A 25,630-nucleotide genomic window follows, 5' to 3' on the forward strand; every position below is an offset into this window, starting at 1 on the left:
GCGGAACAGCCAAATGTCAAAAGCAAAAGCCGTCAAGAAGGTCGTGCTCGCCTATTCCGGCGGCCTCGACACTTCCATCATCCTGAAATGGCTGCAGACCGAGCTCGGCGCCGAGGTCGTTACCTTCACTGCCGATCTCGGCCAGGGCGGCGAGCTGGAGCCGGCGCGGCGCAAGGCCGAGATGATGGGCATCAAGGACATCCGCATCATGGATGTCCGCGAGGAGTTCGTTTCCGACTTCGTCTTCCCGATGTTTCGCGCCAATGCCGTCTATGAGGGCACTTACCTGCTCGGCACCTCGATCGCACGACCGCTGATCTCCAAGCACCTCGTCGAGATCGCAAAAGAAACCGGCGCCGACGCGATTGCGCACGGCGCCACCGGCAAGGGTAACGACCAGGTCCGTTTCGAGCTTTCGGCCTATGCGCTCAACCCCGACATCAAGGTCATCGCGCCATGGCGCGACTGGTCGTTCAAGTCGCGCACCGACCTGATCAACTTCGCCGAGCAGCACCAGATTCCGGTGCCGAAGGACAAGAAGGGCGACGCGCCTTTTTCGGTCGACGCCAACCTTCTGCACTCGTCTTCCGAAGGCAAGGTGCTGGAAGATCCGTGGAGCGAGCCGCCGGAATTCGTCCACCAGCGCACCATCTCGCCGATGGACGCGCCGGACAAGGTCACCGAGATCGAAATCGAGTTCCTGAGGGGCGATCCGATCGCGCTCGATGGCAAGAAACTGTCGCCGGCGACGATGCTGGCCGCGCTCAACGATCTCGGCCGCGACAACGGCATCGGCCGGCTCGACCTTGTCGAGAACCGTTTCGTCGGGATGAAATCGCGCGGCGTCTACGAGACCCCCGGCGGCACCATCCTGATATCAGCCCACCGGGCGATCGAATCGATCACGCTCGACCGTGGCGCCGCCCACCTCAAGGACGAGTTCATGCCGCGCTATGCCGAGCTGATCTACAACGGCTTTTGGTTCGCGCCGGAGCGCCTGATGCTGCAGGCGATGATCGACAAGAGCCAGGAAGATGTCGAAGGCACGGTGCGGCTAAAACTCTACAAGGGCAACGTCATCGTCACCGGCCGCAAGTCGAAGAAGACGCTCTATTCCGACGCGCTGGTCACCTTCGAGGACGACCGTGGCGCCTACGACCAGAAGGACGCCGAAGGCTTCATACGCCTCAACGCACTGAGGTTGCGGACGCTGGCGGCGCGTAGTCGAAAAAGCTAACCAGTTTCTCTGTACAGGGGGATTTGGCTCTTTGACTGAGCCTCAAGAGACTGAGGACGGTCGTTGGCGACCGGCCTTCACCCAGCCGCCAATCTCCAACGCTGGCGATTAGCCACAGGCCACCACGCCTTTGTCATTCTAGGGGCGGAGCGACGCGAAGCGGAGCGCAGACCCTGGGATCCATTCCGTGCATCAGCCGAAGAATGCAGCGGCTCGGAACGGTGCTTGCGTCCGCGACGGTGCCAATGGAAGATCGAACTGATCGAGAAGACCAATCCAGAATGGGTCGAGCTTTTTTCGCGGAACGGGGTGGTAGCGTTCGGTCCGCCGGAGCACTGCCGCCAGGTAACGGCATGGATCCAAGGGTCTGCGCCGCGTCGCTTCGCTCCTTGCTTCGCCCCAGGATGACGAAGTGGAAGATGTTTCGGCCAATCTCGATTGTCCTTGCGCCCTGCCATGAAATCGCCGCTGAAAACAATCGACGTTCGCTGCCGCTCGGCTTCGGGACGGAGACCACTGCGTTGGCCGATGCCTGTTCCGCTGGTGGGGTCTTGAGGAGTTCGAGCCGCCTCGCTCGACCTCGCTGCGATCGAACGCAGGGCCGACATGCCTGCCTATCACAGTTTTGCACTGTCGATTCGTCCCGCCTGGCCCATGGCCGGAGACATTTCTTCAGCTCAACATTGCCTAAGGAATATCTGAGGGAACCCATGCGAAAACTGATCTCCACCGGCTCGCCCTTCGAGAAGGCAGCCGGTTATTCGCGCGCCGTGGTGCAGGGCGACTGGTGTTTCGTTTCCGGAACGACCGGCTACGATTATGCGACCATGTCGATGCCGGAGACGGTCGAGGCGCAGACGCGCAATTGCCTGGCGACGATCGCCAAGGCGTTGCAGGACGGCGGCTTCGAGATGGCCGATGTGGTGAGGGCGCACTACTACATCACCGACGCGGCTTTCATCGACATCGTCTTTCCGATCCTCGGCGAGGCCTTTGGCGACATCAGGCCGGCAGCAACGATGATCGTCTGCCAGCTCAACCAGCCGGAAATGAAGATCGAGATCGAAGTGACGGCACTCAGGCGCACTGCCTGAGCGCGGCGGCGATGCAGAAGCTTGTGCGACGTAGGCGGGAACAGAGGGGGCGCCAAGGATCGTCAAAGATGCTCTGAACCAAACGCTTGCGCATAGCCCGCTTGGCGTTTAGCAAGGCCGCGGCTCACGACAGCGCCACGCGTCCTTTGGACGCGCAAAGGGCGCCGTCGAATTATAGTTCTGCGCACGATCCTTTCCGAAATCGATGCCGATTTCGGGGTCATGCGCCACAGTTAGGACGGTTCCGATGGCTACGAAAAATCTTCTCCTGCTCGCTGGCGACGGCATCGGCCCCGAGGCGATGGCCGAGGTGAAGAAGCTGATATCAGCCATGAACGACAGGCTCGGCAGTGGTTTCGCCACCGATGAGGGGCTGGTCGGCGGCTGCGCCTACGACGCGCATGGCGCGGCGATTTCCGATGCCGACATGGCCAAGGCGATGGCTGCCGACGCGGTGCTGTTCGGCGCCGTCGGCGGGCCGAAATGGGATGCGGTGCCTTATGAAGTGCGCCCCGAAGCCGGACTGCTGCGGCTGCGCAAGGATATGGAGCTGTTCGCCAATCTCAGGCCCGCCATCTGCTATCCGGCGCTGGCGGCGTCCTCCTCGCTCAAGCAGGAGGTGGTCGAAGGGCTCGACATTCTAATCGTGCGCGAACTCACCGGCGGCGTCTATTTCGGCGAGCCGAAGCAGATCATCGATCTTGGCAACGGCCAGAAGCGCGGCATCGACACGCAGGTCTACGACACGTTCGAGATCGAGCGCATTTCAGGCGTCGCCTTCGAACTGGCACGCACCCGCAAGAACCACGTCACCTCGATGGAAAAGCGCAATGTGATGAAATCCGGCGTGCTGTGGAACGAGGTCGTCACCCAGACCCACAAGGCTAGATATGCCGACGTCAAGCTCGACCACATGCTGGCCGACGCCGGCGGCATGCAGCTGGTGCGCTGGCCCAAGCAGTTCGACGTCATCGTCACCGACAATCTGTTCGGCGACATGCTGTCCGACATCGCCGCCATGCTGACCGGCTCGATCGGCATGCTGCCTTCGGCGTCGCTCGGCGCGCCGGATGCCAAGACGAAAAAGCGCAAGGCGCTCTATGAACCGGTGCATGGCTCGGCGCCCGACATATCAGGCAAGGGCATCGCCAACCCGATCGCCATGATCGCCTCCTTCGCCATGTGCATGCGCTATTCCTTCGGCATGGTGGCCGAAGCCGACCGCCTGGAAAGCGCCATCGCCGCCGTGCTCGACCAGGGCTTACGCACCAGGGATATCTTGTCCGACGGCATGACCGAAGTCGGCACCACTGAGATGGGCGACGCGATCATCGCCAAGTTCCTGGGCTGAGCCTGTGGCGGTCCACGTCTGCTGGGCGACGCCCCGGGACGCAGCTAGGCCCTAACGCCCGCCGGCACCGGACCCCACTGGTTTTCACGGGCCTGAGTCGGGATCAGTGCGAAAACCAGGACGACCAGCCAGCCAATGGTCGGGATGAACACCACCACAAGAAGCCAGCCGGTCAAGCCGATATCGTGCAGGCGACGCACGTTCAGTCCGATCCAAGGCGGGATTGTCGCCAGCACAAACACGCCGCAAAGGCCGACCGTCACTGCTGGCAGTTCGTCAAGATTGCCCATGGCATCGTCGATGAAGAGGCCGATGCCGACGACCGCGATCAGCGCCATCGTCCAGAACAGGCAAAAGCCCCAATATTCCTTGCGGCGGGCACGACCGGCGAAGTTGAAGTAATTTTCAGTCAGGCCCCGCCAGAAATAATCCCACAATCCGGTAGCCGCGGCGGCACGACTTTCAGCGGACCGGCCGAAATGTTGCGGCGCCCCGGGCCCATTGCCGGTTTGAGTCGGGGCGGCGGTTGCGTCCGTCGGACTGACGGTTTGGGCGCGGATCGGAAAAACGTCGCGTGCCCGTCCGCCGGCCGGCTGGAACTCGATGGCCGTGCCCCTGGCCATCGACGCCTCGCGGCGCAGGTCCTCGCGCGCGAAAGTATAGCGGTTGCCGTCGGCTCCGGTGATGAAACCAAAACCCTGGTCCTCGTCATAGTGAAGCACTTCGCCGCGCATGTCCTGCCCCTCGTCCCGCTGGCCAGAGTGTTCAAAGTCAGGGCCGACCGCAAGAGGTGTGCATGGAATCGATAGGCAATCGTCTCAGCCAAATGACAGCGCCTGACCCTGTGGAGCAACCAATTGTCGATGTCGGCGCCGCCCCTCAACCCCCTGCCGGGACCTTCTCCCCGTGAAGAACGGGGAGAAGGGACTTGGCCGCAACGCTGGCGCCCCCCTCTCCCCGTTCTTCACGGGGAGAGGGTAAGGGTGAGGGGCAGCGCGAAGCTGAAGCGATTGCCCGGGGAAATCGAGAGAGCTGGCCGTGGACATACCCGACAGGGTAGGACGTTCAGGCCGGCCGCTTTTTCGGCTTCTTGTTCTTGGCGGGTCCGGTCTTTTCGAATTTCGGCTTGCCCTGTTTTCCCGCCCAGGGCTTTGCCTCGAACGCGGCAGGGCGCTGATCGGCTGACGTTGGGCGCTTCTCGAATTTGGGCGCGTTCTGGTCGAACACCCGCTTGCCACGGTGTGGCTTCTTGTCCGGGCGTGGCTCCTGATAGCCGGCCCGCGACAGGTCGGGCGTGCCGTCCAGCCGCTTCACCGCGATGTTGTTCTGCAGCTTGCGGTCGGGCCCGATTGCCTGGAGAAACCGGTCGGCCCAGTCCGCGGCGATCTGCACGAAGGTTTCCTCCGGCTGCATCTTGATGGCGCCGATCTCGCGCTTGCTGATGCCGCCTGTCCGGCACAGCATCGGGATCAGCCAGCGCGGCTCGGCATTCTGCCGGCGCCCCACCGACAGCGAGAACCAGACGCTGTCGCCAAAATCGTCGCTTCGGCTGGGCGCCTCGTCGCGGCGCGCAAACTTGTCGCCCGACGGCGTGAACGGCGCGACGTCGAGAAGATCCTCGGGCGCCGAGCGGCTGGAGCGGCACAAGCGCACGAACGCGGCGGCCACCTGTTCGGGGCCGTGCTGATCGAGAAGCGCATTGATGAAGCCGCGCTCCTCTTCCTTCACCGGTTCGCCGAAGGCCGGGTCGGCGAGAATACGCTCGTCATCGCGCCGTATAACGTCATCGGCCGAAGGCGGGCTTGCCCATGTCGCCGCGAGGCCGGCACTTTGCAGCAGCCGTTCGGTGCGCCTGCGGGCATTGTTTGGCACGATCAGCGCGCTGACGCCTTTGCGTCCCGCTCGGCCCGTCCGCCCGCTCCGGTGCAGCAGCGTCTCCGGATTGGTCGGCAGGTCGGAATGGATCACCAGTTCAAGATTGGGCAGGTCGATGCCGCGTGCCGCCACGTCGGTGGCGATGCAGACCTTGGCGCGGCCGTCGCGCATCGCCTGCAGCGCGTGGCTGCGCTCGTTCTGGCTCAGCTCGCCCGAAAGCGCCACCACGGAAAAGTTGCGGTTGTTGAAGCGCGCGGTCAGGTGATTGACGGCAGCGCGCGTGTTGCAGAACACCAGTGCGTTCTTCGCCTCGTAATAGCGCAGCACGTTGATGATGGCGTTTTCCCGATCGGGCTGGGCTACGCTCAGCGCCCGGTACTCGATGTCGAGATGTTGCTTCTCCTCGCCGGAGGCCGAGATGCGCACCGCATCGCGCTGGTAACCCTTGGCCAGCGTGGCGATGGAGCGCGGTACGGTGGCCGAAAACATCAGCGTGCGACGCTCGGCAGGGGCGGCGTCGAGGATGAATTCCAGATCCTCACGAAAGCCGAGGTCGAGCATCTCGTCGGCTTCGTCGAGCACCACTGCCTTCAGTTCAGACATGTCGAGCGAATTGCGGGTGATGTGGTCGCGCAGCCGGCCGGGCGTGCCGACGACGATGTGGGCGCCGCGCTCCAGCGCGCGCCGCTCGGTGCGCATGTCCATGCCGCCGACGCAGGACGCTATCGCTGCGCCGGTCAGGTCGTAGAGCCATTCGAGCTCGCGCGTCACCTGGAGGGCCAATTCCCGCGTCGGCGCCACGGCCAGCGCCAGCGGTGCTGCGGCGTGAGAAAAGCGCTCGGCGCCGTTGAGAAGGGTCGGCGCCAGAGCCAGCCCGAAGGCGACGGTCTTGCCGGAGCCGGTCTGCGCCGAAACCAGCGCATCGGCCTGCCCGAGTTCGAGAACCGCCTTCTGCACCGGTGTCAGCTCGACGTAACCGCGTTTTTCCAGCGCCTTTGCCAGCGCGGGGACAAGTGCTTCGAAATTGGACATATGCTTCTTTCGGAATTCGGATTCTTTTATGCCCGGCAATGGGTCATCCATCGGCGAGCGCCAGGAGCGCCACGAGCCAAACGATCCAATCGTTCGTACTTCGCGACGGCGCCATTGTACAGGGCAAGCCGCCTCGCTCCGTCGCGATTGACTCTTTGCGCAAACCGCGTAAAAGCCGGCACCGAACGGGATTGTTTCGATGCGCGGCCTTTTAATGGCGCTTCTTGCTTTCGACATCCCCGGCCGCAATGCAAACCATTGGGCCGGGAGCGTCGCTGCGTTTCCTCGTTCCAGCAAAACCACCTTCTTGGTCAAAACCGGCAAAACGACCACTAAAACGGTCTGATTCCCTTGGCCTAACCACCCTCTCCCGGGTCCGGCCCGGGGGCTGAAACCCGCATCAGCCGGCGGGTTTTCTCCAAAAACCGAGCGGAGAGGACAGGAGATTTCGATGAGTTTCAAGGTTGCAGTCGTCGGCGCTACGGGCAATGTGGGCCGGGAAATGCTCAACATACTGGAAGAGCGTGGCTTTCCGGTGAGCGAGGTGGTGGCGCTGGCCTCGCGGCGCAGCCAGGGCACGGAAGTGTCGTTCGGCGACCGCACGCTGAAGGTCAGGACGCTCGACCAATATGATTTTTCCGACACCGACATCTGCATCATGTCAGCCGGCGGCAACGTCTCCAAGGAATGGTCGCCGAAGATCGGCAAGCAGGGCTGCGTCGTCATCGATAACTCGTCGGCCTTCCGCTACGACCAGGACGTGCCGCTGATCGTGCCGGAAGTGAACCCGGACGCGATTTCGCTGTTCACGCGCAAGAACATCATCGCCAACCCGAACTGCTCGACGGCGCAGCTGGTGGTGGCGCTGAAGCCGCTGCACGACGTCGCCACCATCAAGCGTGTCGTCGTCGCCACCTATCAATCGGTCTCCGGCGCCGGCAAGGAAGGCATGGACGAGTTGTTCACGCAAACCCGCGCCGTATTCGTCGCCGACCAGGTCGACGTCAAGAAGTTCACCAAGCGCATCGCCTTCAACGTCATCCCGCATATCGACGTCTTCCTCGACGACGGCTTCACCAAGGAAGAGTGGAAGATGGTGGCCGAGACCAAGAAGATGCTCGACCCCAAGATCAAGCTGACGGCGACCTGCGTGCGCGTGCCGGTGTTTATCGGCCATTCGGAAGCGGTCAATATCGAGTTCGAAAAACCGATCACCGCAGACGAGGCACGCGAGATCCTGCGCGAAGCCCCGGGCTGCCAGGTTCTCGACAAGCGCGAGGACGGTGGCTACATCACGCCGCTGGATTCGGCCGGCGAGGATGCCACCTTCATCTCGCGCATCCGCGAGGATTCGACCATCGACAACGGCCTGTCGATGTGGATCGTCTCCGACAATCTGCGCAAGGGCGCCGCACTCAACGCCGTGCAGATCGCCGAATTGCTGATCGAGCGCGGGCTGATCCAGCCGAAGAAGAAGGCGGCTTAATTCTCGCTCACGGGCCGCACCGCCGCTGCCGCGGCGGGCCCTCCGCGGGGGCGTCGGACAACCGGCGGCCCGCGGTCGCGGGCTCGGCCTTGGGCCGTTTAGCCCCTTCTCCCCGTTTTACGGGGAGAAGGTCCCGGCAGGGGGATGAGGGGCAGCTCCCGCCCTCACCCACGATTCTCTTCCGCCAGCTTGGTCAATATCGCCACCGCCTCTTCCGCCCGGTCGGCCGGGATGAACAAATGGTCGTGGTAGAAGGCCGAGACCGGATTGACGCCCATGCCGGCGGCGGCCAGACGCGCAGTGATAGCGGCGAGGAAGCCGACCGCCTCCAGCGACGAATGGATGCTCAGCGTCACCATCCGGCAGCGGAAGACGGTCTCCAGGCCAGCGGCTTTGGCTTTCTCCTCTAGCACGATCACCGTTGTCCCCTCGCGCTCGCGAAAAAGCATCACCGGCTCGAGGCTGTCTGGTACGGGCGCATCGGGCGGCAGTGTGGCGAAGACATGGATGCCGGGACGCAATTGCGGCGCCATCGTTGCCAGCAGTTTCTTCAGATCGGTCTCGCCAGCCATCGATTGCTCCCGAACGTCTTGCGGATTTTCGATAGCGTGCTCGGCCCCAGGCCGGCAAGACGACATCGCCATGTCGCTGGCGGCTGGGCTTACGCGTGTATTGCATCGCACAATGGAACCGATCAGGATCATTGCCGGTCCGTGAAAGGGATTTCGATGATCGTTCGCCCGCGCCCGGGATTCTTGCATCTGTTCTTCATCATGCGCGGCTCCGTGGTGCCGCGCATCCTGCCGCAGATCTTCGGCTTCGGCGTCTATGGCGCGCTGGTGGTGTTGGCGGTCAGGGCGCTCAAGCTCGACCTCGGCAATGCCGGCCCCGCGCCGTTCGCCTTGCTCGGTGTGGCGCTGTCGATCTATCTCGGTTTCCGCAACAATGCCGCCTATGACCGCTGGTGGGAAGCGCGCAAGCTGTGGGGCCAGCTTGTCTTCGACATCCGCAATCTGGCGCGCGCCAGCACCGGGCTGATCGAAAACCGGGCGGAACTGCGCGGCCTGCTGATGGAGGCGATCGCCTTCTGCCACTTCCTGCGCGGGCTGCTTCGGCGGGTGGATGCCACGACCGAAGCACGCGCGTTCATCGGCGAAGCGGCCGAAAGTGCGGCCAAGCTGGCCAACCCGCCCGACGCCATGGTGCGGCGGATGGGCGAGCGAGCCGCCGCGCTATACAGGGCCGGGGCGATCGATGTCATGGGCTACCGCATCCTCGACGAGCGCCTGTCGCAAATCGCGGCAGCGCAAGCCGGCTGCGAGCGCATTATGGGGACACCGCTTCCGTTTGCCTACACGCTGCTCTTGCAGCGCACCGCCTATATCTTCTGCCTGCTGCTGCCGTTTGGGCTCGCATCGACCGCCGGCTGGGCGACGCCGCTGTTCACGGCGCTGATCGCCTACACCTTCTTCGGCCTCGACGCGCTTTCGGAGGAACTCGAGGACCCGTTCGGCACCGAGGCCAACGATCTCGCCCTCGACGGCCTGTGCCGCGTCTGTGAAATCTCGGTGTTCGAGGCGCTCGGCGAGGCGCCGCCAAAAATGATCCCGGCCGAAAAATACTATTTTTCCTAAGGTTTGTTCCCGGCTCATCCCAGCGCCGTGCGCTCAAAAGATCGCAGGCGTGTCGGATCGCCGCCTCACGCCGCGTCCTTGGTTCGACCCTGCGAAGAGGGCTCGAAACAACCGGAGGACCAATGACCATGTCTCAAACTGCATCCGTCACGCCGGGCGCGCTGTGGACCGGCCGCGGGCTCAGCACCCTCATCGTGCTGTTCATGATCTTCGATGGCGTCATCAAGCTGCCGCCGCTCGATATCGTCATCCAGACCATGGTGCAGCTCGGCTGGCCGGCCGATCCCAATGTCTCGCGCATGCTCGGCATCATCGGGCTGGTCTCGACCGCGCTCTATGCGGTGCCGCGCACCTCGGTGCTTGGCGCCATCCTGCTCACCGCCTACCTCGGTGGCGCCATCGCGACGCATATACGTATCGGCAGCCCGCTGTTTTCGCACACACTATTCGGCGTCTATCTCGGCTTCATCTTGTGGGGCGGCCTTTTTCTGCGCAACCCCAGGGTGCGCGCGCTGATCCTGTTCAACCGATAGCGCCGACTTCAAAAAGCCGTTCGATGGCGGTCGCGTGGCCAGAGAGGAGCACCGTTTGCCGCCGCCCTTCTTCTTTGACTTTGGATCAAATCGCCCGGTTGCGAGTTAGAAGATGTGGCGGCGAGGACGGAAAACCCCGGTTGAGAGGAACAACAATGAAGAAACTGGTAGTCCTGATGGTACTGGTAACCTCGCTCGCAGCCTGCTCCCGGACAGAACAGGGCGCGGCGGTCGGTGGGCTAGGGGGCGCTGCTGTCGGCGCTGCAGTGGCCGATGACGAAGTTGAAGGTGCGGTGGTCGGTGGTGCTGTCGGCGCCCTCGCCGGCGCACTGATCGGTCGTGCTACCGAACCCGGCCGCTGCCGCTATCGCGATCGCTATGGACGCGTCTACATCGCCCGCTGCCCGGCAGGCTATTGATCATAAGCCGGACAAAACAGCAAAACGGCGGACAAAGGCGCCCGCCGTTTCGTAGGGGGATAAAAGCAGATTATTCGGCGGTCGCGGCTTCCGCCTCGGCCGGCGCGGCTGCCGCGGCGGCAACAGCGGCGGCTGCATCGTCCTGCGCCTTCTTCAGAAGTGCGGCGCGCTCCTGCGCCTTCTTGCCGGGCTCGGCCTTCTTCGGGTTGGAGCGGGCCTCACGCTTGGCAATGCCGGCCTCGTCGAGGAAGCGCAGCACGCGGTCGGTCGGCTGGGCGCCGTGCGAGAGCCAATGCTTGACGCGGTCGGCGTCGACCTTGACGCGCTCGCCGTCCTTGGGCAGCAGCGGGTTCCACGAGCCGAGCGACTCGATGAAACGGCCGTCGCGCGGCGAACGGGCGTCGGCGACGACGACGTGGTAATAGGGACGCTTCTTCGAGCCCGCACGGGCCAGTCGGATTTTCAGTGGCATTTTCTTTTCTCCTAAAACTCTGATTTTCGGGTTTATGACTGTTGTCTTGATGCATGCCGTTGTCCCAAAACCGCTTCGCACTTTTGGGCGACATGCACTGGTCCTCAGCCGGTTTTCGTTACGCCGTTGGATGCGGCGATATGCTCGTGATGCCGGATCACTTCACGGACGACGAAGTTCAGGAACTTCTCCGCGAAATCCGGGTCGAGATGGGCGTCCTTCGCCAGTTGGCGAAGGCGGGCGATCTGCTGCTGCTCGCGTGCCGGATCGGCCGGCGGCAGGCCATGCGACGCCTTCAGCTCGCCGACCGCCTTGGTGCAGCGGAAACGCTCGGCCAGCATGTGGATGAGCGCTGCGTCGATGTTGTCGATCGAGGCGCGGTAGTCGACCAGCGCCGCACGTGCGTCGGCCATGTCCTTCTCTTCGTTCATGGCGCCCTCACTTCTTCTTGCCGAGTCCGTTCTTGCCAAGCCCATTCTTGCCAAGCATTGGCAGGCCGCCGCCAGATCCCGGCAGACCAGGAAGCTTCATGCCGCCGGGCAGCCCAGGCAGGCCACCGCCACCTGGAAGGCCACCGGGCAGGCCCTTCATGCCGCCGAGACCGGCTGCCTGCGCCTGCTTCTGCAAGGCTTCGAGCTGCTTGGGATCCATCTTGGACAGGTCCGGCATGCCGCCGCCCATCATGCCGCCCGGGCCACCCATGGCTCCCATACCCCCTGGCATCATGCCGCCGAGACCCATCTTCTGGGCCAGGCCGCCCATCATGCCGCGCATCAGGCCACCGCCTTTGCCCTTGCCGCCCATCGCCTTCATCATGTCGGCCATGCCGCGGTGCATTTTCAGGAGCTTGTTGATCTCGGCCGCATCGGTGCCGGAGCCGGCGGCGATGCGCTTCTTGCGCGAGTGCTTCAGAATATCGGGATTGGCGCGCTCGGCCTTGGTCATCGACGAGATGATGGCGAGCTGGCGGCCGAACATCTTGTCGTCGAGACCGGCGGCGGCCATCTGGTCCTTCATCTTGCCCATGCCCGGCATCATGCCCATGATGCCCCCCATGCCGCCCATCTTCGACATCTGCTGGAGCTGGCCGGCAAGATCGTTCAGGTCGAACTTGCCCGACTGCATCTTCTTGGCCATCGCCGCCGCCTGCTCGGCGTCGATGTTTTCGGCAGCCTTTTCGACCAGGCTGATGATGTCGCCCATGCCGAGGATGCGGTCGGCGATGCGCTTGGGATGGAATTCCTCCAGCCCGTCCATTTTCTCGCCGGTACCGATCAGCTTGATCGGCTTGCCGGTGACGGCGCGCATGGAAAGTGCGGCACCACCACGGCCATCACCGTCCATGCGGGTCAGCACCAGACCGGTGATGCCGACGCGCTCATCGAAGCTTTTCGCCAGATTGACTGCGTCCTGGCCGGTTAGCGAATCGGCGACCAAAAGGATTTCGTGGGGCGACGACACCTTCTTGATGTCGGCCATCTCGACCATCAGCGGCTCGTCGATATGGGTGCGACCCGCGGTGTCGAGGATGACGACGTCATGACCGCCGAGCTTTGCCGCCTGCACGGCGCGGCGGGCGATGTCGACCGGCGTCTGGCCCTCGACGATCGGCAGCGTGGCGACCTTGACCTGCTCGCCGAGCTGACGGAGTTGCTCCTGCGCGGCGGGACGCCGCGTGTCGAGCGAGGCCATTAGGACCTTCTTGTTCTGACGCTCGCTGAGGCGCTTGGCGATCTTGGCCGAGGTCGTCGTCTTGCCGGAGCCCTGCAGGCCGACCATCATGATGACGACCGGAGCCGGTGCGTTGAGGTCGATGGCGACGCCCTCGGCGCCCAGCATCTCGACCAGCTCGTCATGGACGATCTTGACGACCATCTGGCCGGGCTTGATCGACTTCAGCACGGCGGCGCCGACGGCCTTCTCACGCACCTTGTCGGTGAAGGAACGCACCACTTCCAGCGCAACGTCGGCCTCGAGCAGCGCTCGGCGCACCTCGCGCAGCGCCGCCGCGACATCCGCCTCGGACAGGGCACCGCGGCCGGTAAGGCCGTTCAGGACGGAGCCAAGGCGCTCCTGAAGCGATTCAAACATCTTGCGTCCTTCGATCTCGGTTCGTTCGACCCGAGAGGTAATGCGTTCGCGCCCAGTATCCAACCCAAAGCCAGTCCAAGCCAAAGCCCAAAGCCAAAAAGCACCCGGGGGCGCACAGCGCTGCCGGATGTTGGCCTCCAGGATCGATTTACAGCACGTCACCTCAAAGAGGCTTCGGCGTCCCGGTCGGCTTGCTCGGAGGGATACTCGTCGCGGAATTCGCGGCGTGTAGACAGGAATTCGGCCGCGGAGTCAAGGTGCGGACCGAATCCGCGGAATCGGGCGGTTTGGTTTATGGCAGCACCACCACCAGCGTGATGCGCATCAGCTTGGGCCGCCGGGGTGCGGAATATCCGGCTCGACCTTCAGCGGCGAGCGCGGATGCAGCAGCAGCAGGATCGTCAACAAGCTGCAGACGATGCCGATCGCCGCGATGAGGACGGCATCATGCGTCGTCCAGCCGGGGCCTTCGAGCGGCTTGGCGTTGAACAGGGCGAAGGAATTGTAGCTTTGCTGATGCGAGATCAGCAGGAAACCCGTCAGATTGTTGCCGAGATGGGCGCCGAAGGCCGCGCCGAGATTGCCCGTGGCATAGACTACAAGCGTCAGGAGCAGCGCAAAAGCGGCGATCGAGGCCAGCACGCAGGCGTTGATGGCGGCGGTCGAGCTTGGGCTCCAATGCATCGCAGTGAACAGAAGCGCTGGCAGCAATGCCCAGATGACGGGGTTTTGAAACCGGTTGGCCAGGCCCCTGAGAAGATAGCCGCGAAACAGCACCTCTTCGGACGAGGTCTGCAGCAGGGTCAGCGCAGCGATCGGGACCAGGAACAGCAGCCAGGACGACAGGCCGATCGCACCGCGTGCAATGTCGGGCTGCAAGAGATAGAGCAGGATTTCGGAGAGCAGCGATGTGATCAGCACCGCGGCCAATCCCTTGAGGAATCCCGAGCGCGAAACGCGGCGGCTGGTGCCGATCAGCGCCATCAGCGGTTCGCGATGGATCCAGCGCATGGCAGGCCACAGGCCGAGCCAGATTCCGGCAAAGGAGGCGAGCGCGGCGAGGATTCCGGTGGGCGAGGCCATGAAATTCTGCACCGCCCCTCCTTCTATCGGGGTGCCAGACGATGCCTGCCAGATAACAAAAAGATAGGTGCCGCCGAACAGCACTGCCATGGTTGTCGCGACCCAGAACAGGACGACGATCGCCGTTCCGAGCAGGAGCCGCGGCAGGGTCGTCTTGGCGTTGGGAGAGCGCCGATAATGCTCGAAGGCGGCAGGGTCTGTTATCACGCGGGTTCCTTGCCTGATGCATCGGGTCGCATGATCTAGAGCATCGGACCCAAAAGGGGAACCGGTTTTGGAAGATCGGATGCTCGAACAAAAGGCTGGAGCGGCGGGCACGCCGCTCCAGCACGAAACTCAGGTGAACGATATCGGACAGAGGCGGCCGCCGTTGGCTCTTGCCGGGCGGCCGTCTGGTTGGTTGATGATGTCAGCGCTCGACGTACATGATGCGTCGGGTGCCGGGATCGACCAGGGCCGGCTGACCGTTCACATAAACATAGCGGTACTCATAGTCCGGAATCTCACGCAACTCGACGGTGTCGGGCAAGGTCGCGCCCGTAACCACCTCGCCCTCGAGATAGACCGGGTCGACCCGGTTGGTCTCGATATAGGTGCGGATTTCGGCCGGCGGCCGTCTGATCGGCTCAATCGGCTCGCCGGCGACGATCGCTCCTGTATAGGTGCCGGGATAGTCGACGTCGGCGGGCGCTTGGACGATGGCAATGTCTGCGTCAGCCGGGCGTTCCGTCAGGACGACCGCGCTGCCGCCGAAGTCGGCCGTCACATAGTCGGAATAGATCCAGCCCTGGCCATTGGCCTCGGCGATGGTGCACCATTTGCTGTTTCGGATGCAGCCATCAAGCGTTGCCGACTGGCCGGCGGCGAGCACACCGATGACCGGGTATTGCGGGCCGGGGCCGGCGCGTACGTTGAGATCGGTGACAGCCGAGACGGCGGTATCGGCCAAGGCTGTGCCGGACATCGCGACAAGCGCTCCGGCGACAGCAGGAAACAGTATGCGCTTCATGGTTTCGCTCCGTTTTGATGGTCCCTCGCGAACGAAAACGAAACAGGGCTTCATGCGTTCCGGCTAAAACGCCTCAGCCGGCTCACGTTTTGTTCCGGTTTCTTTCACGTCAGTCAGCAGTTCATGAACGAAGGCTAGCTTCCGTGCGGTCACGTCCGAGATGACGAAGGGATAGAGGTCGGGCAGGCCCATGCAGCGGTTGATCGAGTTGGACGCTTCCGACAGCACCAGCCAGCGGGCCAGGATCTTTTCGAACGGTTCGGGAACGGCGGCAGGTTCCGATGGCGCCGGTTGCAGCTCGCCGCCGGTGTCGCTGCGCGACAGCTCGTTGGCCTCTATCGTTTCCAGTCGGCCGAGCGGGAAATTCAGCGCATGCACCATCTCCAGCGTATCGGTGATGTGCAGGTGGTGTGCCCATGCCTCGGCCCAGTCCTCCCAGGGATGCGACGTGGCATAGGCGGAAATGTGGTCCTGCTGCCAATCGGGCGCAGCACCTTTGGCATGGTAGGTCTTCAGCGCCTGCTCGTAATCAACGCGCTCGTCGCCAAACAATGCGCGGAAGGCGGCAAGCCGTTGCGGGTCGTCGCGGATCAGGCGGTCCCAGTAATAGTGGCCGAGCTCGTGGCGGAAATGACCGAGCAAAGTGCGGTAGTTCTCGCCCATCTCGACGCGCCGTCTTTCGCGTTCGGCCGAGTCCGCTTCGGCGACATTGAGTGTGATCAGGCCGTTGTCATGGCCGGTCAGGATGCGCGCGCCCCCTGGGCCGCCGATCGGATCGGCGAGAAAGTCGAAGGCCAGGCCGGCCTCGTCGCCGGCATTCCGCTTGGGCACGACCGGCAGTCCGGCGGCGAGCAGCGAATAGATTGCCCGCTTCTTTGCCGCTTCGACGCGGATCCAGCGACGGCGGTTGCCATCGACCGAAAGGTCGGGGATCAACTGGTTCAGCTCGCAGGCGCGGCAGAAGGCATGGCCGGGTTCCGCCATCCAGTTGCAGGCGCACTCGTCGGCATTTGTGCACTGGAAAACGCCGCCGGCGCCTGACAACACGAAGCGCGCATCCCCGGGATCGTAGAGCACGGGGCTGGCGCAGTTCAGGCACTGGGCGTTCTCGAAATAGAGGCGGTGGCCGCAATGCGGGCAATCGAAGAGCTTCATCCCAATCTCAAATCACCAGGTCCCAAATCATCAGGCCCCGGATATAGTGCGGAGCGGCATATCGCCCAAACGCCTGTCGCCGACAGGCGTTCCTGCCAACGCTATTTTGCCGCAAGCTGGGCGGCGACGGTTCTCGCCACCGCCTCGCCCGACAGCCTGGCGCCGCCGCAGGTCTGCATCAGCGGACCGGCCAGATGCTCGCCAGCGAAGAAGATTTTTTCCGCCACCGGCTGCATCAGCGTGGCGCGCGCCTGCGAACGGCCGGGGCGGGCCGCCGCATAGGCGCCGCGCACGAACCGCTCGCCGCCCCAATTAGTCATCATGGCGTGCCCGACATGTTTCCGTACGTCGCCGCCGAATATGGCGCACAGCCGGTCGACGACAAAGTCGACGCCTGCCGCCTCGCCCGCCGCCGACATCTCCCAGGCGAAATCGCCGCCGACGAAGCCGACCATCAGGTCAAGGTCGAAGGGAAAGCAAAGGAAGTAGATGTCGTGCCTAGCCAGCCGCTCGATCAGCAGGTCGTCGAACGGCTCTAGCCCGAGCCTTGTGCCCCTGATTTCGACAGGCAGCTTGGTCAGCATGCCCATCGGCAGGTCGAAGAAGGCAGCGAAATGTGTGTCTGGCAGCGCCGGCGAGAATTCGATCTCCTCGAAGGCGAGCACCGCCGGCGAGGCGGTGACGATGGCCGCCTTGGCGCGGATGGTGCCGCGATCGGTGACGCAGGCGACGCCAGGCACGTCCCAGAGGATTTTCCGCACCGGCGTCGACAGCTCGACGGGCACATCGGCGCCGAAACGGGCGACCAGTGCGCCGAACCCCTCCTTGGTGAAATAGTTCGGATCGAGATCGGCGGCGGCCTGAAAGTCGCGGATCGATATCTCGTCCTCGTCGGCGCCGAAGTCCATCGGCCCAGCGAAGGTGGCCGCGGCGCGCGGCGCATGGCCTTTGGCGAGCAATGCCGAAAGACGGTCGTCGTCGCCAACCTTGACCTCATGCGCCGCCAGAAGCTCGAACAGCCTGATATCGGCCGCCTTCATTGCGGCCTCTTCGTCCTCGCTCGCCTTTCGGTTGCGATAGTAGAGATGGTCGATATTCATGTCGTGATGGTGAAGCGTCCAGCGGGCCGCTAGCGCCTCGGGAAAGTAAGGATTGCGGTCGGCCGCATGCAGCCAGGCGCAGCCGATGTCGAAAGGAACGCCGAAATGCTGGTCGCTGGTCCAGGCGCGGCCGCCGATACGGTTCATCGCTTCGACCAGCTTGAAGGAAAGGCCGGCCGCTCGCAGGGTCTTGACGGCGGAAAGTCCCGCCGAGCCGGCGCCGATGACCACGACGTCAACGTCTTCCATGAATATTCTAGCCCCCGCCATAATAATTACTTGATCGTAAGCAAGTTCTCCGGCATTCGCCAGCGCTGCGGCGATGATGCGTAAACGAGTTCTTAGCGCATCGGCCCGAAAGTCGGCTCCGATTCTCGGAAAGCACGATGCGCAGATTGTAAAGTGCCGGAGCGTACTGCATCCAAGCGGGCGCACGCCGCTCCAACAGTGACAAGCGGGCGTTTCGCTGGCAAATTCGTATTTGGGACAAGATCCAGGCAACCAGGAGAGCAACATGGCATTTTTTGCCAAGGCAAAGATTTTCGCGGCGGCGGCATCGATGATGCTTGCGGTGGCAACAGGTGCACAGGCCGCCCAGTGCGGCAATACGGGCGCGGGCTTCGAAGCCTGGAAGGCGGAGTTCGCGCAGGAAGCAAAGGCCAGCGGCGTAGGCTCGAAGGGTCTGGCCGCCCTGGCTCGCGCGACCTACGCAACAAAGACGATCGGCGTCGACCGCGCTATCCACAAGGCTTTCAGCGGCTCGGTGGAAAATTTCATGAAGCGCCGCGGCGCGTCCACCATCATTTCCAAGGGCCGTTCGTTGAAGAAGTCGAACGCCGCGCTGTTCGACAAGATCGAACGGACCTACGGCGTGACGCCGGGTGTGTTGCTCGCCATCTGGGGTATGGAAACCGGCTTCGGTTCCTTCTTGGGCAAGCAGAATACGGTCTCCGCCATTTTAACGCTTGCCTATGATTGCCGCCGCCCGGAGTTCTTCTACCCGCATGCTGTTGCAGCCCTGAAGCTGGTTGATAGCGGAGCGTTGAGCGCCTCGTCGGTCGGTGCCGCGCATGGCGAGATCGGCCACACGCAGTTCCTGCCGGGAAATGTTTTGACATATGGAGTTGGCAACAAAAATCTGCGCGACAAAGCCACTGCGTTGGCTTCCACCGCCAACTTCCTCAGAGGTCATGGTTGGCAGGCCGGCGCGAGCGCGCAGGCGAATATGGGCGCAATTGCCGGCTGGAATTCCGCTAGCGTCTATCAACAGGCCATCGCCCGCATGGCCACGGCGATCGATGGCGATTGATAGAAATTTCTGTTCGACGGAACAGCCCGGCCATGCGCCGGGCTTTTTTGTTGATGCTTTAGAGCAATTCCAGGAAAAGTGTGAAACGGTTTTCCGTCCGGAATTGCGCATAAACAAAGAGATAGAGCGGTTCGGCGTTTCCGTGAAACGATGAACCGCTCTAAGGGTACGACTGCCGCCGCTCGGCCCCGCCGCGGGAACGAAGGCGCGAAGCAAGAAGCTAATTCGGCGAGCCGAGCGCCCTGTCCATCGCTTTCCTGACCTCGGCGGGCCACGTGTTCACAGCCGGCCAAGCGTCCGGCTCCGGCTTGTCGCCGCGCCTGGCGAAATAGAGCTTGTGGTTGGCCGGGTCGACCGCCATGAAGCCGTCATTGCCGCCGCAATCGTGCGGTACGCAGCCGCTGGCATAGAAGGCGCCCGAGGCGGTTTTCTCGGTGCCGCCGCCGACCAGCAGGCTGGTCGCCATCTCGGGCATCTCCTTGCCGAGCAGCGTCTCGGCTAGCCTGTAGATGGCCTCGTTGTGGAAGGCGTCGACGATGTTGTCGTATTTCGACGGGATCGACGTCTTTCCAGTCAGTGCCGGGCTCCGGCATATAGGTGTGATTGCCGGAAGTCGTCAGCCCGTGCATCGGCGACCATTGCAGCGCCGGCTTGGAAACGCCGGGCAAAAGATAAGGCACGAAATAGATGGCGCTGTCGGAGATCGCAGCCGGCGGCGCGCCGCATTCATCCTGATCGACCGTGATGCTCTGGATGGTGCCGCCTTCCGGCTTCCACACGATCACCGTAGCCGGGCCGCACTGGTTGCCGCCATCGCCGACATCGACCAGCGCGACGTTGACCCCGCCGAGCTTGACGATCTTGTCGAAGGACACCTCGTAATTGCTGGCCAGCTGCTTGCCGTCATAGGCCAGCACCTTCTCGCCATACTCTTCCTGCTGGGTGATGGTCAGCTGCCCGCTCTCGAACGGGACCGGTGCTTGGCTGTCATCGTCGGCTAGGGCCGCATTGCTCGACGCGCCCCGGTCGGCGGCCCCGCCGGACGCATCGTCAGCCGGCACCAGCACCATGTCGGTCTGTGCATGCGCGCCAGCCACCGGCATCAGAATCCACGCCAGCGCGCAGGCGCCGGCAAGCAGCGAACGTGTCATGACTGTCCCTTCGTTCAGCCGCCACGAACCCGGCCTGTCGCGGCCGGGGTCATCGTACCGCTCAGGCCCAGGGGCGCAGCTCGGCGTTCTTCTTCTCGAACGCGGCGATGGCGTCGGCCTTCTCCATGGTCAGCCCGATATCGTCGAGCCCGTTCAAGAGGCAGTGCCGCTTGAAGTCGTCGAGGTCGAACTTGACCACGCCGCCGTCCGGTCCGCGGATTTCCTTGGCTTCGAGGTCGACCGACAGCGTTGCGTTGGAGCCGCGCGAGGCATCGTCCATCAGCTTTTCCAGATCCTCGGGGCTGACGGTGATCGGCAGGATGCCGTTTTTGAAGCAGTTGTTGTAGAAAATGTCGGCGAACGAGGTCGAGATGACGCAGCGTATGCCGAAATCGAGCAGCGCCCACGGCGCATGTTCGCGCGACGAGCCGCAGCCGAAATTGTCGCCGGCGACCAGGATCTGCGCCTTGCGATAGGCCGGCTTGTTGAGCACGAAGTCGGGGTTTTCGGAACCGTCGTCCTTGTAGCGCATTTCGGCGAACAGCCCGCTGCCGAGCCCGGTGCGCTTGATCGTCTTGAGATAATCCTTGGGGATGATCATGTCGGTATCGACATTGACGATCGGCATCGGCGCGGCAACGCCGGTGAGCTTGGTGAATTTTTCCATAGGTCTTTGCCCGTCTTCTTTTCGCTGCGGGGATGTGTTGGCGCCCGGTTTACACAAAGCTGCAGGCAAATAAAAGGCGGCTGTTTTCGGCTGGCCCTGGTCCTGGAGCTACAGACCGCTTCAAAGTTGCCGCCCTATGGTGCACCTTGGCCGGCATGACAACACGTCCCAAAGTCCTCTACGCCAGCGAACCGGCCCTCGACGCAGCCGAGTTCCGCCGCGTGCTGGTGGAATCCGGCCTCGGCGTCACTCGGCCTATTGATGACGACCTCCGTCTGAAGGCGATGCTTGCCAATGCCGATCTGGTGTTGACGGCGCGGCTCGATGCGCCTGGCAAGCCGCTGATTGGCCTCGCCCGAGGCATCACCGACTTCTCGTGGGTGTGCTATATTTCCGAGCTCGCCATTTGCAAATCGGCGCAAGGGCTCGGCATCGGCAAGGGCCTGCTCGACGAAGCGCGGCGGCAGCTCGGGCCATCGGTAGCCATCTCACTGATTTCCGTGCCCGAAGCCGTCGGCTTCTACGAACGGATCGGCATGGCGCGCATGGCCGACGCGTTCTGGTTCGGCCGCGAGCGCTGACGACTGCCATCATTCTCTGCCGGCCGGAGCTAAGCAGCGGCCGAGCACGCGGAATAGTGGGGACAGGTGAGCGCTGGCCGCGTGGTTTCGGCCTAGTAGACTCCCTTGACCTGCGCAGTGCCCTGTCCACATCTTCAGCATGGAAAAGCATCGGTGCTTCATAGGCACGGCCGGCTGGAGCATCCCGTCACGTTACAAGGATCTTTTTCCGGATTCCGGCTCGCACCTCGAGCGTTATGGCGACCGCCTCGGCGTCGTTGAAATCAATTCGTCTTTTTATAAGCCGCATCGCCGCGAAACCTACGAACGCTGGGCTGGTTCGGTGCCGCAAGATTTCCGCTTCTGCGTGAAAGTCCCCAAGGCGGTGACGCACGAGCGTAGGCTCGCCGACTGCGGAGACCTTGTCGAAACATTCCTGCAACAGGCTGGAGGCCTCGGTCACAAACTTGCAGCGCTGCTGGTGCAGTTGCCGCCGAGCCTACCCTTCGACCCGCACGTCGCCGATGACTTCTTCGGTCTGTTGCGAAAGCAGACCGATCTGAAATTAGCGTGCGAGCCACGTCATGCGAGCTGGTTCGAACAGGACGCCGATGCGCTTCTGACCGGCTTCCGTGTGGCGCGTGTCGCAGCCGATCCGGCTCGCGTTCCCGCTGCAGCCACGCCATCCGGCTGGCCGGGCCTCGTCTATTTCCGCCTGCATGGCGCGCCGCGTATCTATTACTCGGACTATGACGCCGAAAGCCTGATCGAGATCAGGCAGCGGCTGGATGCGGCGAGTGCGACGGGCGCTGAGGTCTGGTGCATTTTCGACAACACGGTTAAGGGCCATGCGCTCGGCAACGCCCTTGCCGTGGCCGCGATGGCGCCTCAAATCACGTTCAACTCCCGAAACGCCCGCCCCTCTGCGACGCGGCTGTACCCAAACGCCGAACAGTCCACCGTGCGGTAGCCGCCATGCACGATCAGCTCGGCCAGCGCCTTGCCGACGGCCGGCGCCTGCTGCAGGCCGTGACCGGAAAACCCGTTGGCGAAGAGGAAATTCTTCACCTCAGGATGCGGTCCGATCACCGCGTTCTGGTCGAGCGTGTTGTAGTCGTAATGGCCGGCCCAGGCGCGCGTCGGCTTGATTGCTTCGAAGGCGGGAATACGGGTGGCCAGCACCGGCCAGATCACCTCTTCGAACAGCGGCCAGTCGGGCTCGAAATCGGCTGGGTCGGCAGGGCCGTCGCCCTCTTCCGGCTCGGCGCCGCCGGTGATGTAGACCGAACCTTCCGGCCTGACATAGATGCCTGAGGGATCGACCAGCAGCGGCATGTCGTCATATTTCTCGCGCGCCTCGAAAATGAAGACGTTGCGCTTGCGCGGTTCCACCGGCAGCACCAGCCCGGCCATTGCGGAAACCTTGCCGGCATTCGGCCCGGCGGCGTTGACGACGATGCCGGCCTCGAGCCGCTCGCCATTGTCGAGGCTGACGCTGGTAACACGGTCGCCCTGCCGTTCGATGCCGGTCACATCAGCGGTGATGAAATCGATCTTTTTCTCGCGCAGCGCCTTGCGGAACAGCATCAGCATCGCATGCGCGTCGAACCAGCCCTCGCCCGTGCGGCCATAGGCACCGGCGGTGATGCCCTCGGCCGACAGCCACGGAAACCGGCGGACGAGCGCCTCCGCATCCTCAAGCACTATGTCGGCGCCCTCGGCCGTCTGCGTCTCGTGGTTGGCCTTGAGGATCGGCAATCCGTTCTCGCCGGCAAGGATGAGATAGCCGCCTTCGCGAAAGCCGATATCGGCGTCGGCCCCGAACTCTTCCGTCAGCCGCCGGAACAGTTTCAGCGTGAACTGCGACAGGCGGATGTTCTCGGGAATTGAAAACTGCTGGCGAATGGAAGCACAGGACAGCGTCGTTGCCGCATGGGAGAATTGCGGGTCGCGCTCGACCAGCGCGATCGAGCCCGAAAAGCCTTCCTCGCGCAGATAATAGGCGATCGAGGAGCCGACGATGGCTCCGCCGATGATGACGACGTCGTAGCGCACTTTTTTGCGTCTCCAGTTCTAGAGCATGATCCCGAAAAGCCGGTTTTCGGAATCAGGCTCCAATTTATACAGCCGGCAGGATGATCTCGAAGCGCGTGCCGCGCTCGGAGTCAACCAGGCGGATCGTGCCATCATGCGCTTTCAGAAGGGCCAGCACGATGCCGAAGCCCATGCCGGTGCCGCCTGCATCCCGGCGCGTGGTGAAGAACGGCTCGAATATCCGCTCCCGGTTGCTGGGCGAAATGCCGGCGCCGTCGTCGCTCACCAGGATCGTCGCCTTGCCGTCCGCGCTCGCCGCCATGATCGAAACGAGCGTTGCGCCATGGCGCGCCGAATTGTCGATGAGATTGGCGAGCACGATTGCCGCGTTCTCGGCCGACATGCGCAGGCGGATATCGCCGCCGGCCTCGACACGGACCGCCAGCCCGGTCTCGGCCGGCAGCAGCGCCAGCGCGGCGGCAATCGACGTGCTTTCGCCGCTGGGCGCAAGATTTTCAGCGCGCGCCAGGTCGAGCAGGCGGCGCACCAGCAAATTGAGCCGCCCGGCATCGGTGACGATATTGTTGGAAAAGCGCCGCCGCTCGGCCTCGTCCATTGCGCTGCCGGAATCGCGCAGCAGTTCGGCCGCCCCCTGGATCGCCGTCAATGGCGATTTGAGTTCGTGCGAGACATGGGTGGCGAAGGTCTGGATGCTGTCGGAGCGCGCATGCAGCTTTTCGGCCATGTCGAGGAAGGCGTCGGAAAGTGCGGCCATCTCGCGCGTGCCGTGATGATCGAGCGGTCTGATGGCTTCGCGGTCGCCAGCAGCGATGCGCTTTGTCCGTTCCATCAGCGCGTAGATCGGTCGGCTGACGGTGCGCAGGAAGACTAGGGCGATGAGCAGCGTGCCGCCGAGGATGGCGATCGCCGCCAGCACCACTTTGCCGCGCTCGCCATAGAGATGCTTGACGATGTTGTTCGGCGTTCGCGACAGATAGACCACGCCGGCGACCCTGCCGTCGACCGCGACCGGCATCGCGACGAAGACGCGGACTCTCGTGCCGCGGCTGACCGAATAGAGCGATGGCGGCGGCTCGTCGGAGATCCTCTGCCGGAGCGCGCTGGCGTAGCGGCCGGCAAGTGCTGCGCGAACTTCGACGACGGCGCCGAGCGACAGGCCGACCTCCTCGCGCCCGGCGATGACGACGCCTTTGGGGTCGAGTAGCCGAAAGCCGGCAAGCGTGGTTTTCTGCGTCTCGGCAAGAATGCCCGACAGCCGCGCGCCGATCGCCGCGAAGGCTGGATCGACAATGGCGGCCGTCGCCGCAGGACGGGTCGGCAGAACCCTGTCGGAGGCAAGATCGAGGCTTGGTTCGATCGGCCGGTAGGGAGAGTCTGGATTGTCCCTTTCGGCAGGCATGGCCGCGCCGAGCTTCTCGGCCGGGATGCCGGCGTCGCGGACCTCTTGCGCGTAGATGGCGGCAAGGGCGGCACCTTGTGCGATCAGCTCGGCCTCGGTCTGGCGGATCAGCTGGTTCTCGTAGAGCCTGAAGAAGAACAGGCCGACCAGCGGCAGCGCCATCACCATGATCAGGATGGCAACAACGATCGTGGCGAGGCGCGGCCGCCATTTATGCCCGGTCACGCGCCGCACCGGCCCAGCCGGAAGCCGACGCCATGCACGGTCTCGATCGCATCCGTGCAGCCGGCCGCCGCCAGCTTGGCGCGGACGTTGCGGATATGGCTGTCGACGGTGCGGTCGGCGACATGGATGTTGCCGGCATAGGCATTGGCCATCACCATGTCGCGCCCAAGCACATGTGCTGGGCGTGCCAGAAACCCTTTCAGGATCGCGAACTCGATCGACGTCAGTACCAGCGGCTTTCCGTCGAAGCTGGCGCTGTGGCTGGCCGGCAGCAAAGCCAGCCTGCCATGCGAGAATTGCCGGTCGTCGGTCTGTTCCGCCTTTGTCGGGCGAGCGCGCCGCAGGATGACGTTAACGCGGGCGACCAGCTCGCGCGGGCTGAACGGCTTGGTGACATAGTCGTCGCCGCCCATTTCGAGCCCGAGGATGCGGTCGATTTCTTCATCACGCGCGGACAGGAACAGCACCGGCACATCCGATGTGTGCCGCAGCCGGCGGCAGACCTCCAGCCCATCCATCTCCGGCATGCCGATGTCGAGCACGACAAGGTCGGGCGCGCGGCGCTCGATCGCCTGCAAGGCGGCGGCACCGTCCGATACCGCAACCGTCTTCATCCCCGCCTTTTCGAGCGCGAAGCAGATGATCTCGCGGATGTGCGGATCATCGTCGGCGACAAGAATATGATGCGGCATG

General features: G+C 63.6%; 24 protein-coding genes and 1 pseudogene. 10 read left to right on the forward strand and 15 right to left on the reverse strand.

Annotation, left to right across the window (positions count from 1 at the left end; all coding sequences use genetic code 11):
* The first annotated feature begins 13 nt into the window (after positions 1-13).
* The 3 genes from AC0L25_RS18075 (at position 14) to leuB (ending at position 3,682) form a co-directional block, all read left to right on the forward strand.
* Complete coding sequence (locus tag AC0L25_RS18075) at positions 14-1,237, forward strand: argininosuccinate synthase (RefSeq protein WP_473596760.1); 1,224 nt, start codon at positions 14-16, stop codon at positions 1,235-1,237.
* 710 nt (positions 1,238-1,947) lie between these two features.
* Positions 1,948-2,331, forward strand: coding sequence for a RidA family protein (locus AC0L25_RS18080; protein ID WP_473596761.1), 384 nt, complete (start codon positions 1,948-1,950; stop codon positions 2,329-2,331).
* 247 nt (positions 2,332-2,578) lie between these two features.
* Positions 2,579-3,682 (forward strand): 3-isopropylmalate dehydrogenase, encoded by a 1,104-nt coding sequence (gene leuB, locus AC0L25_RS18085; RefSeq protein WP_473596762.1) that lies wholly within the window; start codon positions 2,579-2,581, stop codon positions 3,680-3,682.
* Positions 3,683-3,726: 44 nt separating this feature from the next.
* Here leuB and AC0L25_RS18090 read toward each other — a convergent pair whose 3' ends face one another.
* Together AC0L25_RS18090 and AC0L25_RS18095 are read right to left on the reverse strand one after the other, a co-directional pair.
* Positions 3,727-4,416 (reverse strand): DUF805 domain-containing protein, encoded by a 690-nt coding sequence (locus AC0L25_RS18090; protein ID WP_473596763.1) that lies wholly within the window; start codon positions 4,414-4,416, stop codon positions 3,727-3,729.
* A gap of 331 nt (positions 4,417-4,747) precedes the next feature.
* Complete coding sequence (locus AC0L25_RS18095) at positions 4,748-6,589, reverse strand: DEAD/DEAH box helicase (RefSeq protein WP_473596764.1); 1,842 nt, start codon at positions 6,587-6,589, stop codon at positions 4,748-4,750.
* A 451-nt stretch (positions 6,590-7,040) separates the two neighbouring features.
* Between AC0L25_RS18095 and AC0L25_RS18100 the strand changes: the two genes are divergently transcribed.
* Complete coding sequence (locus tag AC0L25_RS18100; RefSeq protein WP_473596765.1) at positions 7,041-8,075, forward strand: aspartate-semialdehyde dehydrogenase; 1,035 nt, start codon at positions 7,041-7,043, stop codon at positions 8,073-8,075.
* A gap of 164 nt (positions 8,076-8,239) precedes the next feature.
* On the opposite strand, the gene AC0L25_RS18105 is transcribed toward AC0L25_RS18100, so the two are convergent.
* Positions 8,240-8,647 (reverse strand): ACT domain-containing protein, encoded by a 408-nt coding sequence (locus tag AC0L25_RS18105; protein WP_473596766.1) that lies wholly within the window; start codon positions 8,645-8,647, stop codon positions 8,240-8,242.
* Positions 8,648-8,803: 156 nt separating this feature from the next.
* On the opposite strand from AC0L25_RS18105, the gene AC0L25_RS18110 reads away from it, so the two are divergent.
* The 3 genes from AC0L25_RS18110 to AC0L25_RS18120 all read left to right on the forward strand — a co-directional run bounded on the left by AC0L25_RS18110 (position 8,804) and on the right by AC0L25_RS18120 (position 10,661).
* Positions 8,804-9,709 carry a bestrophin family protein gene (locus AC0L25_RS18110; protein ID WP_473596767.1) on the forward strand — a complete coding sequence of 302 codons (906 nt, stop codon included), beginning with the start codon at positions 8,804-8,806 and terminating at the stop codon, positions 9,707-9,709.
* Between the two features lie 122 nt (positions 9,710-9,831).
* A complete protein-coding gene (locus AC0L25_RS18115; RefSeq protein ID WP_473596768.1) occupies positions 9,832-10,242 on the forward strand; it encodes a DoxX family protein in 411 nt (136 codons plus the stop codon).
* A gap of 155 nt (positions 10,243-10,397) precedes the next feature.
* A complete protein-coding gene (locus AC0L25_RS18120; RefSeq protein WP_473596769.1) occupies positions 10,398-10,661 on the forward strand; it encodes a YMGG-like glycine zipper-containing protein in 264 nt (87 codons plus the stop codon).
* A gap of 70 nt (positions 10,662-10,731) precedes the next feature.
* Here AC0L25_RS18120 and rpsP read toward each other — a convergent pair whose 3' ends face one another.
* The 7 genes from rpsP to AC0L25_RS18155 form a co-directional block, all read right to left on the reverse strand.
* Positions 10,732-11,133: a 30S ribosomal protein S16 gene (rpsP, locus tag AC0L25_RS18125; RefSeq protein WP_027153676.1), complete on the reverse strand. Its 402-nt coding sequence runs from the start codon at positions 11,131-11,133 to the stop codon at positions 10,732-10,734.
* 104 nt (positions 11,134-11,237) lie between these two features.
* Positions 11,238-11,564: a chorismate mutase gene (locus AC0L25_RS18130; RefSeq protein WP_095495656.1), complete on the reverse strand. Its 327-nt coding sequence runs from the start codon at positions 11,562-11,564 to the stop codon at positions 11,238-11,240.
* Between the two features lie 7 nt (positions 11,565-11,571).
* Complete coding sequence (gene ffh / locus AC0L25_RS18135) at positions 11,572-13,224, reverse strand: signal recognition particle protein (protein ID WP_473596770.1); 1,653 nt, start codon at positions 13,222-13,224, stop codon at positions 11,572-11,574.
* A gap of 324 nt (positions 13,225-13,548) precedes the next feature.
* On the reverse strand, positions 13,549-14,514 hold the full coding sequence (locus AC0L25_RS18140) for a lysostaphin resistance A-like protein (protein ID WP_473596771.1): 966 nt from the start codon (positions 14,512-14,514) through the stop codon (positions 13,549-13,551).
* A gap of 202 nt (positions 14,515-14,716) precedes the next feature.
* Positions 14,717-15,316 carry a DUF1236 domain-containing protein gene (locus AC0L25_RS18145; RefSeq protein ID WP_473596772.1) on the reverse strand — a complete coding sequence of 200 codons (600 nt, stop codon included), beginning with the start codon at positions 15,314-15,316 and terminating at the stop codon, positions 14,717-14,719.
* 63 nt (positions 15,317-15,379) lie between these two features.
* Positions 15,380-16,471, reverse strand: a complete 1,092-nt coding sequence (locus AC0L25_RS18150; RefSeq protein WP_473596773.1) for a zinc-binding metallopeptidase family protein — start codon at positions 16,469-16,471, stop codon at positions 15,380-15,382.
* 101 nt (positions 16,472-16,572) lie between these two features.
* A complete protein-coding gene (locus tag AC0L25_RS18155) occupies positions 16,573-17,820 on the reverse strand; it encodes a flavin monoamine oxidase family protein (RefSeq protein WP_473596774.1) in 1,248 nt (415 codons plus the stop codon).
* A gap of 265 nt (positions 17,821-18,085) precedes the next feature.
* Between AC0L25_RS18155 and AC0L25_RS18160 the strand changes: the two genes are divergently transcribed.
* Complete coding sequence (locus AC0L25_RS18160; RefSeq protein WP_473596775.1) at positions 18,086-18,880, forward strand: lytic murein transglycosylase; 795 nt, start codon at positions 18,086-18,088, stop codon at positions 18,878-18,880.
* A 220-nt stretch (positions 18,881-19,100) separates the two neighbouring features.
* Here the strand turns inward: AC0L25_RS18160 and AC0L25_RS18165 are convergent.
* A pseudogene (locus AC0L25_RS18165) lies at positions 19,101-20,031 on the reverse strand (hypothetical protein).
* 61 nt (positions 20,032-20,092) lie between these two features.
* Complete coding sequence (gene leuD / locus AC0L25_RS18170; protein ID WP_473596776.1) at positions 20,093-20,698, reverse strand: 3-isopropylmalate dehydratase small subunit; 606 nt, start codon at positions 20,696-20,698, stop codon at positions 20,093-20,095.
* A gap of 155 nt (positions 20,699-20,853) precedes the next feature.
* Here leuD and AC0L25_RS18175 point away from each other — a divergent pair, with 155 nt between their 5' ends.
* Positions 20,854-21,279 (forward strand): GNAT family N-acetyltransferase, encoded by a 426-nt coding sequence (locus AC0L25_RS18175; RefSeq protein WP_473596777.1) that lies wholly within the window; start codon positions 20,854-20,856, stop codon positions 21,277-21,279.
* A gap of 139 nt (positions 21,280-21,418) precedes the next feature.
* Positions 21,419-22,228 (forward strand): DUF72 domain-containing protein, encoded by an 810-nt coding sequence (locus AC0L25_RS18180; RefSeq protein WP_473596778.1) that lies wholly within the window; start codon positions 21,419-21,421, stop codon positions 22,226-22,228.
* Here AC0L25_RS18180 and AC0L25_RS18185 read toward each other — a convergent pair.
* The 3 genes from AC0L25_RS18185 to AC0L25_RS18195 all read right to left on the reverse strand — a co-directional run bounded on the left by AC0L25_RS18185 (position 22,147) and on the right by AC0L25_RS18195 (position 25,629).
* Positions 22,147-23,313, reverse strand: a complete 1,167-nt coding sequence (locus AC0L25_RS18185) for an NAD(P)/FAD-dependent oxidoreductase (protein WP_473596779.1) — start codon at positions 23,311-23,313, stop codon at positions 22,147-22,149. The two genes, AC0L25_RS18180 and AC0L25_RS18185, sit on opposite strands and share 82 nt — an antisense overlap.
* A 64-nt stretch (positions 23,314-23,377) precedes the next feature.
* Positions 23,378-24,874, reverse strand: coding sequence for an ATP-binding protein (locus tag AC0L25_RS18190; RefSeq protein ID WP_473596810.1), 1,497 nt, complete (start codon positions 24,872-24,874; stop codon positions 23,378-23,380).
* Between the two features lie 59 nt (positions 24,875-24,933).
* On the reverse strand, positions 24,934-25,629 hold the full coding sequence (locus AC0L25_RS18195) for a response regulator (RefSeq protein ID WP_473596780.1): 696 nt from the start codon (positions 25,627-25,629) through the stop codon (positions 24,934-24,936).
* Position 25,630: the final 1 nt, after the last annotated feature.

It is taken from the genome of Mesorhizobium sp. WSM4813 (assembly GCF_055811555.1).

Bases quoted from the DNA above. Each gene is read 5' to 3' on its own strand.
- AC0L25_RS18075 (WP_473596760.1), top strand. From the start codon at position 14: ATGTCAAAAGCAAAAGCCGTCAAGAAGGTCGTGCTCGCCTATTCCGGC.
- AC0L25_RS18080 (WP_473596761.1), top strand. From the start codon at position 1,948: ATGCGAAAACTGATCTCCACCGGCTCGCCCTTCGAGAAGGCAGCCGGT.
- leuB (WP_473596762.1), top strand. From the start codon at position 2,579: ATGGCTACGAAAAATCTTCTCCTGCTCGCTGGCGACGGCATCGGCCCC.
- AC0L25_RS18090 (WP_473596763.1), bottom strand. From the start codon at position 4,416: ATGCGCGGCGAAGTGCTTCACTATGACGAGGACCAGGGTTTTGGTTTC.
- AC0L25_RS18095 (WP_473596764.1), bottom strand. From the start codon at position 6,589: ATGTCCAATTTCGAAGCACTTGTCCCCGCGCTGGCAAAGGCGCTGGAA.
- AC0L25_RS18100 (WP_473596765.1), top strand. From the start codon at position 7,041: ATGAGTTTCAAGGTTGCAGTCGTCGGCGCTACGGGCAATGTGGGCCGG.
- AC0L25_RS18105 (WP_473596766.1), bottom strand. From the start codon at position 8,647: ATGGCTGGCGAGACCGATCTGAAGAAACTGCTGGCAACGATGGCGCCG.
- AC0L25_RS18110 (WP_473596767.1), top strand. From the start codon at position 8,804: ATGATCGTTCGCCCGCGCCCGGGATTCTTGCATCTGTTCTTCATCATG.
- AC0L25_RS18115 (WP_473596768.1), top strand. From the start codon at position 9,832: ATGACCATGTCTCAAACTGCATCCGTCACGCCGGGCGCGCTGTGGACC.
- AC0L25_RS18120 (WP_473596769.1), top strand. From the start codon at position 10,398: ATGAAGAAACTGGTAGTCCTGATGGTACTGGTAACCTCGCTCGCAGCC.
- rpsP (WP_027153676.1), bottom strand. From the start codon at position 11,133: ATGCCACTGAAAATCCGACTGGCCCGTGCGGGCTCGAAGAAGCGTCCC.
- AC0L25_RS18130 (WP_095495656.1), bottom strand. From the start codon at position 11,564: ATGAACGAAGAGAAGGACATGGCCGACGCACGTGCGGCGCTGGTCGAC.
- ffh (WP_473596770.1), bottom strand. From the start codon at position 13,224: ATGTTTGAATCGCTTCAGGAGCGCCTTGGCTCCGTCCTGAACGGCCTT.
- AC0L25_RS18145 (WP_473596772.1), bottom strand. From the start codon at position 15,316: ATGAAGCGCATACTGTTTCCTGCTGTCGCCGGAGCGCTTGTCGCGATG.
- AC0L25_RS18150 (WP_473596773.1), bottom strand. From the start codon at position 16,471: ATGAAGCTCTTCGATTGCCCGCATTGCGGCCACCGCCTCTATTTCGAG.
- AC0L25_RS18155 (WP_473596774.1), bottom strand. From the start codon at position 17,820: ATGGAAGACGTTGACGTCGTGGTCATCGGCGCCGGCTCGGCGGGACTT.
- AC0L25_RS18160 (WP_473596775.1), top strand. From the start codon at position 18,086: ATGGCATTTTTTGCCAAGGCAAAGATTTTCGCGGCGGCGGCATCGATG.
- leuD (WP_473596776.1), bottom strand. From the start codon at position 20,698: ATGGAAAAATTCACCAAGCTCACCGGCGTTGCCGCGCCGATGCCGATC.
- AC0L25_RS18175 (WP_473596777.1), top strand. From the start codon at position 20,854: ATGACAACACGTCCCAAAGTCCTCTACGCCAGCGAACCGGCCCTCGAC.
- AC0L25_RS18180 (WP_473596778.1), top strand. From the start codon at position 21,419: ATGGAAAAGCATCGGTGCTTCATAGGCACGGCCGGCTGGAGCATCCCG.
- AC0L25_RS18190 (WP_473596810.1), bottom strand. From the start codon at position 24,874: ATGGCGCTGCCGCTGGTCGGCCTGTTCTTCTTCAGGCTCTACGAGAAC.
- AC0L25_RS18195 (WP_473596780.1), bottom strand. From the start codon at position 25,629: ATGCCGCATCATATTCTTGTCGCCGACGATGATCCGCACATCCGCGAG.